The 16902-nt window shown below is 68.1% G+C and carries 15 protein-coding genes; 4 read left to right on the forward strand and 11 right to left on the reverse strand.

Annotation, left to right across the window (positions count from 1 at the left end; genetic code table 11):
- Window positions 1-482 precede the first annotated feature (482 nt).
- Window positions 483-3587 (forward strand): transglycosylase domain-containing protein, encoded by a 3105-nt coding sequence (locus DN824_RS01180; protein WP_138406566.1) that lies wholly within the window; start codon window positions 483-485, stop codon window positions 3585-3587.
- 102 nt (window positions 3588-3689) lie between these two features.
- Entirely contained in the window at window positions 3690-4607 is a 918-nt protein-coding gene (locus DN824_RS01185; RefSeq protein ID WP_138406567.1) for a LysR family transcriptional regulator, read from the forward strand.
- A 13-nt stretch (window positions 4608-4620) separates the two neighbouring features.
- Here the strand turns inward: DN824_RS01185 and madM are convergent, their stop codons facing one another.
- From madM to DN824_RS01235, 10 genes are all read right to left on the reverse strand, one after another.
- Window positions 4621-5385, reverse strand: a complete 765-nt coding sequence (gene madM, locus DN824_RS01190) for a malonate transporter subunit MadM (protein ID WP_138406568.1) — start codon at window positions 5383-5385, stop codon at window positions 4621-4623.
- Between the two features lie 2 nt (window positions 5386-5387).
- Window positions 5388-5795: a malonate transporter subunit MadL gene (madL, locus tag DN824_RS01195; RefSeq protein WP_138406569.1), complete on the reverse strand. Its 408-nt coding sequence runs from the start codon at window positions 5793-5795 to the stop codon at window positions 5388-5390.
- A 158-nt stretch (window positions 5796-5953) separates the two neighbouring features.
- The gene (mdcH, locus tag DN824_RS01200) at window positions 5954-6889 is read right to left on the reverse strand and encodes a malonate decarboxylase subunit epsilon (protein ID WP_138406570.1); all 936 of its coding nucleotides are present in this window, start codon (window positions 6887-6889) and stop codon (window positions 5954-5956) included.
- Window positions 6886-7506, reverse strand: a complete 621-nt coding sequence (locus DN824_RS01205; RefSeq protein ID WP_138406571.1) for a malonate decarboxylase holo-ACP synthase — start codon at window positions 7504-7506, stop codon at window positions 6886-6888. The genes mdcH and DN824_RS01205 overlap by 4 nt, the downstream gene beginning before the upstream one ends.
- Before the next feature lie 114 nt (window positions 7507-7620).
- The gene (mdcE, locus tag DN824_RS01210; protein ID WP_138406572.1) at window positions 7621-8406 is read right to left on the reverse strand and encodes a biotin-independent malonate decarboxylase subunit gamma; all 786 of its coding nucleotides are present in this window, start codon (window positions 8404-8406) and stop codon (window positions 7621-7623) included.
- Window positions 8403-9269, reverse strand: coding sequence for a biotin-independent malonate decarboxylase subunit beta (locus DN824_RS01215; protein ID WP_138406573.1), 867 nt, complete (start codon window positions 9267-9269; stop codon window positions 8403-8405). Before DN824_RS01215 ends, mdcE begins: the two co-directional genes overlap by 4 nt.
- The gene (locus DN824_RS01220; RefSeq protein ID WP_138406574.1) at window positions 9262-9561 is read right to left on the reverse strand and encodes a malonate decarboxylase subunit delta; all 300 of its coding nucleotides are present in this window, start codon (window positions 9559-9561) and stop codon (window positions 9262-9264) included. The genes DN824_RS01215 and DN824_RS01220 overlap by 8 nt, the downstream gene beginning before the upstream one ends.
- A 2-nt stretch (window positions 9562-9563) precedes the next feature.
- Window positions 9564-10433 carry a triphosphoribosyl-dephospho-CoA synthase gene (locus tag DN824_RS01225; RefSeq protein ID WP_138406575.1) on the reverse strand — a complete coding sequence of 290 codons (870 nt, stop codon included), beginning with the start codon at window positions 10431-10433 and terminating at the stop codon, window positions 9564-9566.
- Window positions 10433-12094, reverse strand: a complete 1662-nt coding sequence (mdcA, locus tag DN824_RS01230; protein WP_138406576.1) for a malonate decarboxylase subunit alpha — start codon at window positions 12092-12094, stop codon at window positions 10433-10435. The genes DN824_RS01225 and mdcA overlap by 1 nt, the downstream gene beginning before the upstream one ends.
- Window positions 12095-12227: 133 nt before the next feature.
- Complete coding sequence (locus tag DN824_RS01235; RefSeq protein ID WP_138406577.1) at window positions 12228-13544, reverse strand: methyl-accepting chemotaxis protein; 1317 nt, start codon at window positions 13542-13544, stop codon at window positions 12228-12230.
- Window positions 13545-13778: 234 nt separating this feature from the next.
- On the opposite strand from DN824_RS01235, the gene DN824_RS01240 reads away from it, so the two are divergent.
- The gene (locus DN824_RS01240; protein WP_138406578.1) at window positions 13779-14084 is read left to right on the forward strand and encodes a putative quinol monooxygenase; all 306 of its coding nucleotides are present in this window, start codon (window positions 13779-13781) and stop codon (window positions 14082-14084) included.
- A gap of 4 nt (window positions 14085-14088) precedes the next feature.
- Here the strand turns inward: DN824_RS01240 and DN824_RS01245 are convergent, their stop codons facing one another.
- Window positions 14089-15033: a class I SAM-dependent methyltransferase gene (locus DN824_RS01245; protein ID WP_138406579.1), complete on the reverse strand. Its 945-nt coding sequence runs from the start codon at window positions 15031-15033 to the stop codon at window positions 14089-14091.
- 180 nt (window positions 15034-15213) lie between these two features.
- Between DN824_RS01245 and DN824_RS01250 the strand changes: the two genes are divergently transcribed.
- Window positions 15214-16839: a Na+/H+ antiporter gene (locus DN824_RS01250; RefSeq protein WP_138406580.1), complete on the forward strand. Its 1626-nt coding sequence runs from the start codon at window positions 15214-15216 to the stop codon at window positions 16837-16839.
- The last annotated feature ends 63 nt before the right edge of the window (window positions 16840-16902 follow it).

The following is a 16902-nucleotide window of genomic DNA, read 5'->3' on the forward strand; positions in this document are numbered from 1 at the left end:
TGTTCAGGCTGCGCTCGCTTCGGTGCCTGGACCGACCTTGATGTCTCAACGGAACAGGGCACTCCTGGTGACCAGCGCTGCGAGCCGCGCGCCGCGATGGCGAACGGCTCGCCCGACCGGATTTCGAAGCCCCTGATGCATCGCCCTACGCTTCGCGAGCGGTCGCTCCGAACGGCATTCTCCCCTTGCCAGAGCCCCTCGGCCTAGTCCTGCTCCGAGCAGGGCGCTGACGAATCAATCACGTCCGACAATGGGCACGGAAAATCCCTCGCTTGATGCGAAGACGGGCGGGAATGAGCCCACCAAGGCCTCGGCAAAGGCCCTGCAAGGGGCATGTATCGTGCCTGCCGGCCATTCCCCGGCTGGGCGCGATCGTAGGTTCCGACGCGCTGCCGCTCCGTTCGTCTGCTCGCCACCGCCGCCGCGTTGGCGCAGGCTAAGCTTGCGCCCGAAACACTTGCTAGGAAGCCAGGCCGGTAATCATGGGCGCAGTATGGCAATCCGATAGATCTGGAGCTGTGCGTCCATCGCGCGCTTCGTCTGCGACGCCTCCAAACAAATCACCTCAACGTGGACGCCCAGTGGCGCGCCGGCTGGCATTGCTGTCGGCCGTTTCCTTGCTGGCGGGCGGCGGCTATGTGGCCTGGCAGGAGATCGACAGCTCTCGCTGGCAGGCTCACTGGATCAGTCGCTACGCGGCCGATCTGGACTATAGCGTCGAACCCGGCCCCAGCCCCTCGGTGCAGTTTCCCGATAGCGGTCCGTTCGATCGCCGCCTGGGTTATGCCGACATGCCGGTGTTCATCGAACGCCTGGTTCAGCGCAATTTCCGTATCGAGGCGCAGGCGCGCTTCTCGCCGGCGCTGGAGGACTACGCCAACCGTGGTTTCTTCGTGCCTTATCCGGAGAAATCCCAGGCGGGCCTCACCATCGACGACTGTCGCGGCGAGCCGCTCTATGCCAACAGCTACCCGCACGAGTACTACGACAGCTTCGAAAGCATCCCGCCGCTGATTGCAAAGAGCCTGCTGTTCATCGAGGACCGCAACCTGCTGGCCGCCGACCGCCCGATGGCCAACCCCGCGGTCGACTGGCCGCGTTTCGCCATGGCGGCGTACAGCCAGGTCCAGAAACAGCTCGGGATTTCCGTGCAGTCCGCCGGCGGCAGCACCCTGGCGACCCAGGTGGAGAAGTACCGCCATTCACCCGAAGGCCGCACGGGCAGCGGCGAGGAAAAGCTGCGCCAGATGGTTTCGGCCAGCGTTCGCGCCTACCGTGACGGTCCGCAGACCCTCGCCACCCGGCAGCGCATCGTGCGCGACTACCTCAACAGCGTGCCCCTGTCGGCAGCACCGGGTCATGGCGAAGTGCACGGCATCGCCGATGGCCTGCGGCTGTGGTACGGCGCCGACTTCGCCGAGGTCAACCGTCTGCTCGACCCGCGGCGCAATGCCGGTACCGACCTCGAGGCCCAGGGCCTGGCGCTGCGCCAGGTGCTTTCGCTGCTGATCGCGCAACGCAGGCCTTCCTATTACCTGGGCAAGGGGCGGCAGGACATGGTCGACCTCACCGACAGCCATATCCGCCTGCTGGCCCGTGGCGGCATCATCGACACGGCACTGCGCGATGCGGCCCTGGCCCAGCACGCCGCATTCCGCGACCTGCGCCGCGAGCCTGCGCTGCGCCCGGTCGAGGCGACCAAGGGCATCAGTGTGGCGCGGATGCGGGTGGCCGGGTTGCTCGGCCTGCCGCTGTACGACCTCGACCGCATCGACCTGGCGGCCACCACGACGTTGCAGGGCGACCTGCAGGAACAGATCAGCGATTACCTCGGTCACCTGGCCGACCCGGCGTTCGCCAAGGAGATGGGGCTGCTCGGCGAGCGCATGCTGTCGCCGGAGAAGACCGCCGACGTGCGCTACAGCTTCACGCTGTTCGAGCGGGCCGGCGAAGGGTTCCGGGTACGGGTGCAGACCGACAGCACCAACCAGCCGTTCGACATCAACGAAGGCAGCAAGCTCGAGCTGGGCTCGACCGCCAAGCTGCGCGTGCTGACGACCTACCTCGAGGTCATCGCCGAACTGCATGGGCGCTATGCGGGCATGACGGCGGCCGAGCTGCGCCGCGTCGAAGCGGAAGATCCGCTCAGCCGCTGGGCGATCGGTTACCTGGGGGCGACGGGCGACCGTAACCTGCCGGCAATGCTCGAGGCGGCGCTCGAGCGGCGCTATTCGGCAAGCCCTGCCGAGCGGTTCTTCACCGGTGCCGGCGTGCACCGCTTCGGCAATTTCCGCCGCGAGGACGACGGCCGCCTGCCGACGCTGCGCGAGTCGCTGCAGGAGTCGATCAACCTGCCGTTCGTGCGGCTGATGCGCGACCTGGTCAGCTACAGCACCTACGCCATGATCAACCGCGCCGAGCTGCTCAAGGACGACAACAACCCCGCGCGCCTCGAATACCTGACGCGTTTCGCCGATCGCGAAGGTTCGGTGTTTCTCCAGCGCTTCTGGCAGAAGTATCGCGGCAAGAGCGGCGATGAGCGCATCGAGGCCTTCCTCAACGGCATGCGCGCCACCCCGGTGCGGCTGGCGGCGGTCCATCGCTACCTTATGCCGGACGCCGATCGCTCGGCCTTCGAACGCTTCCTGCGAGCCCGCCTGCCCGGCGCCGAGCTGACCGACAAGCAGCTCGACGGCCTCTACAGCCGCTACGCGCCCGGCGCCTACAGCCTGCCGGACCAGGGCTACATCGCCCGCGTGCATCCGCTGGACCTGTGGCTGCTGGGCTACCTGCTCGAGCATCCGGACGCCACGCTCGGCGAGATCGTCGGCGCCAGCCGCGAACAGCGCCAGGAGGTCTACGGCTGGCTGTTCCGCAGCCGCCACAAGAGCGCGCGCGACAGCCGCATTCGGATCATGCTCGAGGTGGAAGCCTTCACCGATATCCACCGGCGCTGGCAGCGCGTCGGCTACCCGTTCGACCATCTGGTGCCGTCGCTGGCCACTGCCCTGGGCAGCTCGGGCGATCGCCCGGCGGCGCTGGCCGAGCTGATGGGGATCATCCTCAACGACGGGGTGCGGCTGCCGAGCGTGCGCATCGACAGCCTGCAGTTCGCGGTGGACACCCCCTACGAGACGCGCCTGGGCATTGCGCCCGGCGCCGGCGAGCGGGTGATGCCGAGCGAGGTCGCCGCGGCGCTGCGCGAGGCGCTGGCCAGCGTCGTGGAGGGCGGTACCGCACGGCGGCTCAACGGCACCTTCGCGCTCGACGACGGCAGCGTCCTGACCGTCGGCGGCAAGACCGGTACCGGTGACAACCGAATCCAGAGCGTGGGGGCTGGCGGGCGGCTGATCAGCTCGCTGGCGATGAACCGCACGGCGACCTTCGTCTTCTATCTGGGGCCCAACCATTTCGGCACCCTGACCGCCTATGTGCCGGGCCGGGCGGCGGACAGCTTCCGCTTCACCTCGGCCCTGCCGGTACAGGCCCTCAAGGGCATGGCGCCGATCCTCAAGCCCTACCTGCAAAGCGGCGCGGCCACCCTGTGCCAGCCCGCTGCGGTGACCACGGCCCAGCTCGTGCCCTAGCGCTCGGGGAAGCGGCCCATCGGCCGCGACGGGATCGTCGCGGTTGATGCGCCAAGGCGACCGGCAGGCATAATCGCAAGCTTCGCCACCTGAGCGCATGCCATGCAGATCGATGAAGAACTGACGCTGAAGAAATTGCAGGTGTTCCTGGCGTTCATGCGCAGCGGCAGCCTCGGCAAGGCGGCCGCCGACCTCAACACCAGCAACGTCAGCGTGCACCGGGCCATCCATTCGCTGGAAGCGGCGCTGCGCTGCCCGCTGTTCAAGCACGAGGGCCGCCATCTGATTCCGCTGGAAAGCGCCTACGTGCTCGAAGAGCGGGCGCAGAAACTGGTGCAGGAGGTGGTCGAGACGGTGCGCCAGACGCGCGAAGCCGCCGGTTTCTCGGCCGAGCGCTTCAAGCTCGGTGCGCTCTATTCGCTCACCGTCAAGACGGTTCCGCAGTTGATCATGGGGCTCAAGCTGCGCCGTAGCGAGCTCAACATCGACCTGATCCTGGGCTCGAACGTCGACCTGTTCTACAAGCTCAAGAGCATGGAGCTGGACGCGATCCTGGTGTCGCTCAACGACAGCGTCAGCGATGCCGATTGCGCCCAGGTGCCGTTGTTCTCCGACGACATCTTCCTCGCCGCGCCGGCCGATTCCCCGGTCGCCCGCCAGGCGGAAGTCGACCTGAGCGAGCTGCGCGACGCCACCTTCCTCACCCTGACCCAGGGGTTCGCGACCCACCAGGACGGCAACCGGGTGTTCCGCCAGGCCGGTTTCGAGCCGCAGGTGGCCATGCAGGTCAACGACATCTTCACCCTGTTGAGCATGGTCAATTCCGGGGTCGGCTATGCGCTGCTGCCCGGTCGGGTGGGGATGGTCTACGAATCCGGCGTGCGGCTGATCCCGCTGCGCGCCGACTACCGCCTGCAGCAGCACATCGGCGTGGTGTTCCTCAAGGCCAAGGAGCGCGACCCCAACCTGCTCGCGCTCCTCGCCGAATGCCGCATGTACAGCCTGAAACATCCGGGCTGAGACCGCTGCGCCTTCAGCCCAGCATTCCGCGCATGATGAAGAACAGCAGCGACGGGCCGAGCAGGCAGCCCAGCGCGGTGTAGAACGCGGCGGTGAGGCAGCCGTAGGGCACCAGCTTGGGGTCGGTGGCGGCCAGCCCGCCGGCCACGCCGCTGGAGGTCCCGATCAGGCCACCGAAGATCACCGCCGAGCGGGGGTTGTTCAGGCCGATGTAGGGCGCCACGAAGGGCGTCGCGACCATCACCAGGATCGCCTTGACCAGCCCGGCGGCGATCGACAGGGCCATCACGTCGGAACTCGCGCCCAGCGCCGCGCCGGTGATCGGCCCGACGATGTAGGTCACCGCGCCGGTGCCGATGGTGGTCAGGCTGACCGCATCGGTGTAACCGAAGGCCATGGCCACCGCGACGCCGGCTATGAAAGAGGTGAAGACGCCGATGAACAGCGCCAGCACGCCGACGTAGCCCGCCCGCTTGAGCTCCTCGACGCTGACCCCGAAGGCCGTGGCGACGATGGCGAAATCGCGCAGCATCGCGCCGCCCAGCAGGCCGATGCCGGAGAACATCGCGATGTCCACCAGGCCCTTCTGCCCGCCGGTCAGCGCGCCGCCGATGTAGGAGAGCACGAGGCCGAGCAGGATGGCGATGGCCGAGCCGTGCAGGCGGCCGCGTGTGAACCGCCTGGACAGCCAGTAGGAGAACCACATGGCGGCGCCGATCACGGCGAACCCGCTGATCAGGCCATAGCCGGAGATGACCTTCATGAGTGAGTCGTACATGGTCAAACCCTCGGGCCGGTGGTCAGGGGCTTGTCGTCGACGCCGGCTTCAGGCTTTTTTTGCCCGATCCGGCTGAGCACCGGGACCAGCGCGAAGGAGGCAGCGACCGCCGCGACGCCCGCGAGGATCGCCATCGGTCCGCCCGCGAGCGCGCCGTAGACGTTCTGCTGCGCGGCCATGGCGACCACGATGGGGATGTACACCGCACTCCAGAACTGGATGCCCTGCTCGGACGTGCCGTCGAACAGGCCGCGCTTTTTCAGGTAGCTGCCGAGCAGGATGAGGATGACCATGGCGATGCCGACGCCGCCGACGTTGGCCGGCACGCCGATGAGCTTGCCGAGCATCTCGCCGATGAAGATGCCTGCCAGGGTACACAGGGCCAGGAAGGCCACACCGAAGATAATCATTGTCGTTGTCCTCTTGTGCGCGGCCTGGCGGCGGCTCGATGGGCAACCCGCTTTACCGGCGACGCGTGGTGTCGAAGTGATTGTTGTTATTCATCGATCAAGCGGCGGCCTGGCGTACCTTGGCTGGCACGTCTGCCGCGTCCCGAGAACGCTGCGATCTATGGCGTCTGGCTCACCTCCTGGCGCAACAAGGCGCCCATCGTGTCCAGCCGGGCGCCGTCGAATGCGACCAGCGTACCCTGTTCGAAAACCCGCCGCGCCAGGCCGGTGAGCACCGTGCCGGGCGGCAGTTCGATGTGCAGCCGTACGCCGCGCTCGTACGCGGTGCGCAGGGTGCCGTGCCAGTCGACGACGCGGCACATATTGAAGGCCAGGTCCTCGCGCAGGCGCTCGGGGTCGGCGATCGGCCGCGCCGTGGTGCCGCTCAGGTAGCGCAGGCGCGGGGCGCGCAACTCGACCTCGGCGAAGGCGCTGGCGAGCGCCCTGGCCGGCGCTTCGAGCAGCGTGCTGTGGGATGGAACGCTGACCGCCAGCCGTTTCGCGGCCGCCGCGCCCAGCGCCCTGGCGCGCCGGGCGACCTGCGCCATGGCGTCGTCCGCACCGGCGATGACGATCTGGTTGTCGGCGTTGATGTTGGCCAGGTAAACCGGCGATCGCTCGTCGTGCACCTCGGCCAGCAGGCGTTCCACGCTGCCGAGATCGAGGCCGATGAGGGCGGTCATGCCGTAGCCTCTGGGGTAGGCGCTCTGCATCAGTTCGCCGCGCAGCGCGACCAGCCGAACCGCGTCGCGATAGTCCAGCGAGCCGGCCACCACGGCCGCCGCATAGGCGCCGACGGACAGCCCCGCCACATAGTCAGGCGTCTGCCCGCCGCTCATCAGCAGGCGCGCGCCGGCGACGCCGGCGATCAGCAGGCAGAGCTGCACGGCGCGGGTCGAGGCCAGGGCGGCTTCGCTGTCCAGCGCCAGCACGTCTTCGCCGAGCGCTTCCCCGGCCTGCTCGAAGCAATCGAGCACCTGCGCGTTCTGCGGCAGGCGATGGAGCATGCCGGGCTTCTGCGCACCCTGGCCGGGAAAGGCGAACAGGCTGCTCATGCGGCCCGCTCCGCCTGGTCCCAGGGATCTTCGATCAGCCGAGCGCCGGTGGCGCACTTGAGCAGCACCCGGGCCGAATCGCCGGCCCACTCGCGCAGGGCGATGGCGCCGGAAGGCGTTTCCAGCTGCAGGTCGACCCGGCACGGGACCCTGTCCAGCAGTTGTTGAAGCTCGCGCGCCTCGCTGCGTGAAAACGCGGTAGGGGTACGCAGCAGCAGGTCGAGGTCACTTTCGGCGCTGACGACCGCGATGCCACTGCCCAGCTGATACCCCACCGAGCCGGTGACGCCCCAGGCCAGGCCCAGGCTGTCGAGCAGCGGATGCAAGCGGTGCAGGGCGCGCAGCGCGGGGAGATGGCTGTCCGGAAGGCGGGCGATCAGTTGCTCGGGGCCGACGCGAGAGACCACCGATTCGCGTCGCATCCAGGCGGCGAAGCGTTGCTCGCGTGTCGCGCCCCGCAGACCGACGGCGATCTGCTCGTCGGCCACCACCGCGCGGCGCACCACGACCGGTTGGCCGGCCGCGAGCACCTGCCGCGCCCAGTCCGGCGCGTCGGCGGGCAGCTGGGCCGGCGTCATGCCCCAGAGCAGGTCGTGGGGGCGTGGCGTGTCGTGCATCTGCAGCCTCCTTTTGATTGTTATTGTCGAGCCGGTGGTCAAGCGTCAGGGGTTTCGGGGTTCCTTTGCGTTGCGTCCTTCGCGGTCCATGCTGGACATCCTCCTGAAGCCGGCTTACCACTGCGCCCGCAGCCGCTCCCGGACCTTCGCCGAAGCGGCCCGATTCGGCGCGCCGAGGCGGCCGCGCAGGTCGGTGCTGGTGCCGATGTCGGCCACCGCCTGCTGCAGGCAGTCGCGCACCCGTGCCAGATCGTCCGCCGAGGGTTGCTCGATGTGCTCCACCGAGAGGGTTTCCCAGAGCAGCCCGAGGGTCGCGTAGTTGTCGATGTCGTAGGCCATCGGCGGCACCGACTCGGCCAGCGCTTCCAGTTCCTCGACGCTGCGCAGGGTGATGCGTGCCGCCGCGGCCTTGCCCATTGCGTGCACCATCACCCCCGGATCGCGCAGGGCGATGATCCGCTGGGCCTGGTAGCCGTGGGCGAGGAAGGCGCCGGACATGGCCTTGCCCACCAGCAGCGCGATCACCGGGTGCCCGGCCAGGCGCGCGCGGGCATAGCCGTCCACCGCGCCGGCCAGTGCCTGGTGGATGCCCAGCGCCTCCTCGCGGCGGCCATAGGCCTGGCTCGGCACGTCGACCACGGCGACCACGACGCGCTTGTCCGCCTTGTCGCGATCGGCTTCGATCACCTCGTCCAGCGCCTGGCCCAGGGCCCAGCCTTCGAGCAGGCCGACCTCGCCATTGCGTGCGCGCGGGAAGGGGTTTTCGGCATCCGGCACCACGGCGATGTAGCGCGCGGTACGGCCGGCGAGTTCACCGTCGACCACCTTCACCGAGGCTGGATAGCCCGCCTGTGCCCGGCCACCGGCCAAGGCTTGCAACCAGTTCAGTCCACGGCTCATTGGGCATCTCCTTGATAGAGGGCGCGTACGGCGGCGGCATCGAGCTGCGTGCGGGTGTCGACGTCGGCCAGGCGCCGCAGGTACCAGGCGTGGCGACGGCTGCGTGGCTGGGGCGGTTTGCCCCGGGCGAACAGCCTGTGCAGTTCGGCACGGATGGCATCGCTGTCGTCGGCGACGTAACTGTCCGCCAGACCACTGACATGGCGCTGCTCGCCGCCGGCGAGGCTCCAGATGAAGGGGCGGTCGCGCGAGTCGTATTCCTCGAGGCCGGCTTCCTGCTCGATCACCTGCGGGCCGTTGAGGCCGACGCGCGCCTCGCGGGTCACCACCAGATAGCTGCAGAGCCCGGCGGCGATGGACATGCCGCCGAAGCAGCCGACCGAGCCCGCGACCACGCCGATCACCGGCTGGTACTCGCGCAGCTCGACGATGGCGGCCTGGATCTCGGCGATGGCGGCCAGGCCCAGGTTGGCTTCCTGCAGGCGCACGCCACCGGTTTCCAGCAGCAGCATGGCGCGGGTGGGAATGCCGCCCCGGTTATCCTCGACGGCCAGCTCCAGGGCCCCGGCGATCTTCGCGCCGCCGACCTCGCCCATGCTGCCGCCCTGGAAGGCGCCTTCGATGGCGGCGATCACCGCCGGCTGGCCGTCCAGGGTGCCCTTGGCCACCACCACGCCGTCGTCGGCCTGGGTGACGATGCCCTGCTTCGGCAGCCAGGGCGAGGTGACGCGGTCGAACGGATCGAGCAGTTCGCGGAAGCTGCCTTCGTCCAGCAATGCGCGGGCGCGCTGGCGGGCGCCGAGTTCGACGAAGCTGCGCGATTGCAGCAGGCGGGTCACTTCGTTTGCAGAGGCATCAGTCATGGCCGACCTCCTCCAGTCCCTGTTCCAGGCGCAGGCGCACCACGCCGGGTGTGGCGCCGAAGTCGTGGATGTCGATGTTCAGCGCCGGCGGCGTCTGCTCGCGGAACATGCGCTCGAACAGGTGCCGCCAACGCTGCTCGGCGCCGTTGACCGAGGTGACCACCTGGATCGCCAGCGTGCCGGCCTGGCCGGGTTCGAGCAGCACCTCCAGATCGCCCGAGCCGACCACGCCGACCAGGGCCTTGCCGCGGGCGGGTTGCCCGGCGGCGAATTCGAAAGACAGGGTTTCCATGTTCAGTTGCTCCCAGTCGGCGCCGGCGCGGCGGGCGCCAGGCGGTCGAGGAAAAGGGTGGCGGCCAGGAGGTCGGCAGCACCACCCGGCGAGGCGTTGAGGGCGAGCATGTCGCGATCGAGCAGGCGCAGCTGGCGGCGTCCGGCGAGGCTGGAGGCACCGCCGGCGGCGAGCACGGCGCGGGCGCCTTGCTGCATGCGCTCCAGCCCTTCCAGCCCGGCGCGGTGCAGCACGCAGGTGTCGGTCAGTTGGCTCATGATCGCCAGCAGCGCATCGAGCCGGGCGTTCTGCTCGCCGGTACCGGTGCGGCGGCTGGCCAGCAATTGCGGCAGGCCGTGTTCGATGACGGCGGGGAAGCCGTGCTGCGCCTGTTCGCGGGCGCCGGGCACGCCGTAGCGGCGGCAGACCCGCGCGCCATGGCTGTCCGGGTCGTAAGGGGCGGCCGGGTCGTCCAGCCGCGCCAGGGCTGCCGCGCTTGTGGCGATTTCGCCAGCCGAAGCGCCGGTTTCCAGCATCGCCGCCGCACTGAGCAGCCCCAGCGCCCAGATCGCGCCGCGATGGGTGTTGACCCCGACGGTGACGCGCAGCATCTCCGCTTCACCGTCGCGACCCAGCTGGCCGAGGGTTTCACGCAGCGCCTGGCTGACCCGGCCTTCGGTCCGCGCCGCCTCGGCCATGGCGGCGAAGGCCGGCCACAGCGATTGCGCCGAGGCGTGCATCAACCCCAGGTGCAGGTCACGGTGCGCACCGCTGCCGCGCCGGTCCACCAGCCCCGGCTTGGGCGACAGGTCGGCCTCGTCGATCAGTGCCTGCACCGCCAGGTCCGCCAGCCGCTCGGCCGGCGACGGCCGTGTTGAAATGAGCGCGCTCATCACCAGCTCCTGAACTTGGCGGGCGGGTTGTAGAGGCCGCCGGACCATTCCACCAGCTCGGCGATGCTCTTGGCCGCCAGCAACTCGCGGCTGGCGTCGTTGCGGCGGATGCCGAGGTCTTCCGGCAGGGCGATCAGGCCCTCGCGGCGCATGCGCTCGGTGTCCTTGGGATCGTGGCGCAGGCCGATGGCGGTGACGCCGGCCACCGCGGCGATCATCGCCTGGCGTTCCTCCAGCGAACGCGCCTTGTACAGGTAGGCGATGCCTTCCTCGGTGAGCAGGTGGGTGACGTCGTCGCCGTAGATCATGATCGGCGCCAGCGGCATGCCGCTCTTCTTCGCCACCTCGACCGCGTCGAGCTGCTCGACGAAGGTGGGTTTGCCGCCTTCCTGGAAGGTCTCGACCATCTGCACCACGAGCTTCTTGCCGCGCTCGAGCAGGGTCACAGGCTCGGTCATGTCGAGCCAGGCGGGCGTGGCGTGACGGCGGCCGCGCGGATCGTGGCCCATGTTCGGCGCACCGCCGAAGCCGGCCAGGCGACCGCGGGTCACGGTGGACGAATGCCCGTCGCCATCGACCTGCAGGGTCGCGCCGATGAAGAGGTCTACCGCGTACTGTCCGGCCAGCTGGCACATCATGCGGTTGGAGCGCATCGAGCCGTCGCGGCCGGTGAAGAACACGTCCGGGCGCTGGGCGATGTAGTGCTCCATGCCCAGCTCGGTGCCGAAGCAGTGCACGCTCTCGACCCAGCCGGTCTCGATCGCCGGGATCAGCGTCGGGTGCGGGTTGAGCGTCCAGTTGCGGCAGATCTTGCCCTTGAGGCCCAGGGATTCGCCGTAGGTCGGCAGGATCAGCTCGATGGCGGCGGTGTTGAAGCCGATGCCGTGGTTGAGCGACTGCACCTTGTGTCTTTCGTAGATGCCGCGGATCGCCATCATCGCCATCAGCACGTGCACCGGCTTGATGTGGCGCGGGTCGCGGGTGAACAGCGGCTCGATGTAGAACGGCTTGTCGGCCACCACCACGAAGTCCACCCAGCTCGCCGGGATATCCACCCGCGGCAGGTCGCGCGGGTCGTCGACGATCTCGTTGACCTGGGCGATGACGATGCCATCGGAAAACGCGGTGGGTTCGACCAGCGCCGGGGTGTCCTCGGTGCTCGGGCCGGTGTAGAGGTTGCCCTCGCGGTCGGCGATGAAGCCGGCCACCAGCGCGACGTTGGGGATCAGGTCCACCAAGAGGCGCGAATAGAGCTCGATGTAGGTGTGGATGGCACCGACTTCCAGGAGGCCGTCCTCGAGCAACTGGCCGATGCGCAGGCTCTGCGGGCCGGCGAAGGAGAAGTCGAGCTTGCGCGCGATGCCGCGTTCGAACAGGTCCAGGTGCTCGGCGCGGCTGACGCTCGGCATGATCATGTGCAGGTCGTGCAGCCGGCCGGGGTCGGCCTGGGCCAGGGAGCGGGAGAGGAAGTCCGCCTGCTTCTGGTTGTTGCCTTCGAGCACCACCCGATCGCCCGGTGCGATCAGTGCTTCCAGTGCCGCGACGATCTTGTCGCTGGGCAACACCACGCCATCGGCGAGGTTGCGCACCTGGTCCAGACGCCGGGCCTTTTCAGCGCGACGACGCGACCACTGCGGCGGTGGGGATATTGTTGTTGTCATGCTGACTCCACATTTTCCGCGATGTGGAGGGCACGTTAGGTAGTGACCGGGCGGTCATCAATCAAGCTCGGCGTGCAATCGTTACGCTCAGGTTAACGATGGCTCTGCGCCGGGCGGAGCAGCGTGTCGCTGGTCAGTTCTTGAGCTGGTTGGCGAACTGGCCGACGGCGCTGACCACCTGCTTCGCGCCGTCCTGAATCTCGACGATCACCGCGCCGGCTTCGTTGGCCAGCGCCAGCCCCCGTTCGGCCTGAGCCTTGCTGCTGGACATGCTGTCCACGGCGGTCTGTGCCAGCGCCTGGTTCTGCTGCACCACGTCGACGATCTCGGCGGCCGCCTTGCTGGTGCGGCCGGCCAGTTGGCGCACCTCGTCGGCCACCACCGCGAAACCGCGGCCCTGCTCGCCGGCGCGGGCCGCTTCGATGGCGGCATTGAGCGCCAGCAGGTTGGTCTGCTCGGCGATGCTGCTGATGGTCTTCATGATGGAGCTGATCAGTTGCGACTGCTTGTCCAGCGCCTCGATGCCGTTGGCCGCTTCCTCTACCTGCTCGGCGATCCGATGCATCACCTCGACGGTCTGCTGAACCACCGCGGCGCCTTTCTGTGCGGTGTGGTCGGTCTGCTGGGACGTGCCGTAGGCGATGGTGGCCGCTTCGGAAACCGCGCGCTCCTGATGCACCTGGTCGGTGACGACGGTGGCGAACTTCACCACCTTGTACAGTTTCCCGTAGCTGTCGCGCACCGGGTTGTACGAGGCCTCCAGCCAGACGGTCCGGCCATGGCTGTCGATGCGCTTGAAGCGGCCGGAGACGAATTCCCCGGCGTTGAGGCGGGCCCAGAAGTCGCGGTAGCCCTGGGAAGCCGCTTCCTCGGGTTCGCAGAACAGACGGTGGTGCTTGCCCGTAATCTGTTCGAGCCTGTAACCCATGGCCCCGAGGAAGCGCTCGTTCGCCGTGATCACCTCGCCGTCGAGCCCCAGTTCGATGAAGGCGGTCGAGCGCAGCAGCGCGTTGATCAGGGCTTCGTGTTCCTTGGATTTTTCGATGGTGCGGGTCAGGTCGTTGGCGCACAGGGTGAATTTGAGGGTGCGTCCCTGGCTGTCCTTGATCGGTTCCCAGATCGAGCGCAGCCAGGCTTCCTGCCCGTTGGCGCGCAGCATCCTGCACGCTCCGCTGAAGTGTTCGCCGCGCTTGAAGGTGGCCTGCAGCTTCTGATAGTTCGGCTGGGTGCGGAACGAGGCGGAGATCAGGTCCTCGATCGGGCGTCCGATCAGGTCCTCGCGCCGGTACAGCATCTCCTTCAGGAACAGGTCGTTGGCGTAGCGGATCCGCCCGTCGATATCCAGTTCCAGCACCATCATTTCGCGATAGAGCGAATCCCGGGTCTGCTGGAGGCTGGCGAGCTCTTCCTGAAGCTGAGCGTTCTTGGCTTTGAGTTTTGTGAAGAACATGGGGCGGGTACCGAGGGCTGGACGGCGGGTAACAGGTAGTCGGCAGACCCCTCGATCTCTGAAGGCTCAATGATGGCCAGGAGTGAAGCGCTTCACGGCTTCGGCGCTGCCGTGGCGGCCCGGGCGAGCCGCCTGCTTGCGCGCCAGTCAAAGGTGTTTGCTGGCCAGGCGGCTTTTTCCCGAGGGCGTCGGCGCCCAGACTGCGGGGCCTCGCAGCCATCACCGGAGAACGCCATGATCCACGTCATCGCCACCCTTCATACCGCCCCGGGCGCCCGCCCGCGGGTGCTCCAGGCCCTCGCCGAGGTCACGCCGCAGGTGCTGGCCGAGCCGGGCTGCCTGGCCTACCAGCCGCTGGTCGACCTCGCCACCGACATGGCGGCGCAGACGGTCGACGAAGACAGCATCCTCATGTTCGAGCAATGGCAAAGCGTCGATGACCTGCAGGCTCATCTGCAGATGCCCCATATGCTGCGTTACCGCGAGCGCGTGGGGGACGAGGTTACCCGGGTCACCCTGCGGATACTGACCCTGCCCTGATCGTTCAGGCCTCGCGCCGGCTGAAGACCAGGGCCTTGAGGCCGGCGTCGGGGTCGATGTCGGCGAATTCCGGCGGGTTGTCCAGGCGCCGCTCGAAACGCAGCTGCGGCGCCTCGCGGCCCATCTCGTCGATGAGAAAGGCCGGCCCGGTGTCCGGATCGTTGATGCAGGCCAGTACCTGCCCATCGTCGGTGAGCAGTTCGGCCAGCCGGCGCAGGATCTTCTGGTAATCGCGGGTCAGGGCGAAGCTGCCTTTCTGGAAGCTCGGCGGGTCGATGATGATCAGGTCGTATGGGCCTTCCTTGCGCACCTTGCCCCAGCTCTTGAACAGCTCGTGGCCGAGAAAGCCGACCCGGCTCAGGTCGTGGCCGTTGAGGCGATGGTTGTCGCGCCCGCGGCTCAACGCGGCCCGCGCCATGTCCAGGTTGACCACGTGCTCGGCGCCGCCGGCGACGGCGGCCACCGAAAACCCGCAGGTATAGGCGAAGAGGTTGAGCACGCGCTTGCCGGCCGCCTGCTCGCGCACCCAGCGTCGGCCGTGGCGCATGTCGAGAAACAGCCCGTTGTTCTGCTTCTGGCCGATGTCCAGCTGGAAGCGCAGGCCGTCCTCGTGGATCACCCAGTGCTCCAGCGGCTCGCCGAGCAGGCGTTCGGTGGGGCTGTCCGGCAGGTAGCGGTGCTGCAGGAGCAGGCTATGGGCGCCGCTGGCGGACCAGGCGGGCGAGGCCGCGACCGCCATCAGCGTGTCCTTCAGGGCGGCCAGCGCCTCGGCATCGGGCGCCCGGAACAGCGCCACCAGCAGCACGCCCTCGAGCCAGTCCACGGTCAGTTGCTCCAGCCCTTCCCAGCGGCGCCCCCGGCCATGGAACAGGCGGCGTGCTTCTGCGGGGGCGGGGTCGAGTGCGTCGAGCAGCAGGGGCTGCAGCGTGGCGATAGCGGTGGGCGTCATGACGATCGGTGATCTGGAAGGCGTGCCAGTTTAACCCCGGCGGCGGGTACGCGGGCGAGCCGTTGACGGAGGTCAATCCGCCGCCAATGAACCCACGGTCAGGCGTGCGGCGAGGTCTATACTGCGGATGCCTGCCGATTTGTAACTGGACGTGTACTCGCAGCGAGACCCTGTTTGCCGATGGATATTCTCTACCTGATTTTCCTGCTGCTGCTGGCAGTGGGCGCCAGTCGCATCCTCGCCAATCTCATTCCGTTGCCCCTGCCGATCCTGCAGATAGTGCTTGGCAGCCTCCTTGCGATGCCGCCGTTCGGCATGCAGATCGAATTGCATCCGGAAATCTTCATGTTGTTGTTCATCCCGCCGTTGTTGTTCTACGACGGCTGGAAGATTCCCAAGCGCGAATTCACCGAACATGGCGTTGAGATGACCGCCATGTCGCTGGTGCTGGTACTGCTGGTGGTCGTGGTCGCCGGCTACTTCATCCATTGGCTGCTGCCGGCGATACCGCTGGGCGCGAGCTTCGCCCTGGCCGCGATCCTCTCGCCCACCGACGCGCTGGCGGTCATCGCCATCGGCCAGGGGCGCCTGCCGAGGCACATGGCGCACCAGCTCGAAGGCGAGGCGATGATGAACGACGCCACGGGCCTGGTTTCCTTCAAGTTCGCCCTGGCGGCGGCCATCAGCGGCACCTTTTCGCTGGTCTCGGTGGCCGGCGAGTTCGTGATCGTCGCCCTTGGCGGCCTGCTGATCGGCGCCGGCCTGAGCTGGTCGGTGGGCAGGCTCAAGCGCTGGATGACCGCGCGCGGCCTGTTCGATCCGGCGGTGTACGTGGTGATGATCCTGCTGCTGCCGTTCGCCGCGTTCTACCTGGCCGAGCATGCGGGCATGTCCGGCATCCTCTCGGCGGTGGCCGCCGGCATGGTGCAGAGCCGCGTCGACATGCTGCCGGTCAAGACCAGCACGCGAATCCTCAACCGCAGCATCTGGGAAATGCTCGACTTCAGCTTCAACGGCCTGGTGTTCCTGCTGCTGGGCCTGCAGTTCCCGCGCATCGTCGGCCGCGTCTGGGAGGCGTCCGCCCACCAGGCCTACGACATGCCGACGCTGCTGTTCAGCGCCGTGGCGATCATGGCGCTGCTGCTGGCGATGCGCTTCGCCTTCGTCTACGCCTACCACTGGAGCGAAATGCGCGTGCGCCGCCTGCGGGGCGCACCGGTGGAGGACAAGTCGCTCGGCCTGTTCTCGGCGCTGAGCGCGGTGGCGGGCGTGCGGGGCGCCATCACCCTGGCCGGGGTCCTGTCGGTGCCCCTGATGATCGGCGATACGCCTTTTCCCGGGCGCGACCTGATGATCTTCCTTGCCGCGGCGGTGATCATCCTCTCGCTGCTGGTCGGCGCGCTCGGTGTGCCCTTTTTCCTCAAGCGGATGCCACACAACGATTTCGAAGAGCACGAGCGCGAACTGCAGAAGGCCAGGCGCCAGGCGGCGCAGGCGGCGGTCGGCTGGCTGGAGAACTGGCGGCAGGAGAATGCCAGCAGCGACGTCGACCGCTCGGCGCTGCAGAGCGAGGTCGCCGAGCGGGTGATCGAGTCCTACCGCCAGGACCTCGAAGCGCTGATGGACCGGGAAGACATGGCAAACCAGGCGCGGCGGACCCGGACGCTGGAAATCGAACTGCGCCTGCAGGCGATCGCGGTGCAGCGCAAGGAGCTGCTGCGCATGCGCAAACGCCATGACATCGACGAGCAGATGCTCCAGGCGCTGATCCGCGACCTGGATTATGACGAGGCGGCGCTACGCTGAAACAGCTGAACCGATTCAGTTGTTACCGCATCTTGCGCCGATCGGGCGCGAGGTGAGTGTTAC

Origin of the sequence: Stutzerimonas nosocomialis, from assembly GCF_005876855.1 — a bacterium.
Taxonomy (GTDB): domain Bacteria; phylum Pseudomonadota; class Gammaproteobacteria; order Pseudomonadales; family Pseudomonadaceae; genus Stutzerimonas; species Stutzerimonas nosocomialis.